1 protein-coding gene is annotated in these 586 nt (G+C 41.6%); it reads left to right on the plus strand.

Features of this window, described 5'->3' with window-relative positions; genetic code table 11:
* The coding region (locus BO225_RS12325; RefSeq protein ID WP_419185473.1) for a Mu transposase domain-containing protein at positions 1-456 on the plus strand (456 nt) is incomplete at its 5' end.
* Between the last annotated feature and the right edge of the window lie 130 nt (positions 457-586).

A 586-nucleotide genomic window follows, 5' to 3' on the forward strand; every position in this document is an offset into this window, starting at 1 on the left:
GAAGATCTTCTAAAACAGATTCATCAGCTGAATACACAGATTAACCGGGAAACGAATCAGACAACAGGAGTCCCGCCAGTCGTCCTGTTCAAAAAAGAAAAAGAGCATCTAGATCCTTTGCCTTCAAATGCCATGCTTGAAAGCTATCTGCATAACATCAGCGTCCAGACGGTGCCATCAACACTGCTGGTCAGATACAAAGGAAATGGATACTCAGTTAACCAGAAGTTTATTGGAAAGAGAGTCAAGCTCGTTCCTGTCCACGATAAACTCTATATCTACTATAACACGCAGCTTATCGCCTCTCATAAGATCTCGTGCAGTCCATTTAACTATCGTAAGGATGATTACCTTGAGGCTTTAAAAGTTCGGATTCCGTCAAAAGAAGATGATGAGATAAATCGTATAGTACAGGATAATCTGAAAATATTTGGCTCCTGGTCAGAAGAGGAGTAATCATGGAGACAATCGCAAAAGAATACCTGCAGCTAAAGAATAAGCTCAATATGCTTGGACTTTTACAGATGGAAGCCAATCTGGATCAGCTGCTGGAAAGCGTCACAACGAAGGAAATGACACTGGTAGC

The organism is Dubosiella newyorkensis (assembly GCF_001945605.1).
Taxonomy (GTDB): domain Bacteria; phylum Bacillota_I; class Bacilli_A; order Erysipelotrichales; family Erysipelotrichaceae; genus Dubosiella; species Dubosiella newyorkensis.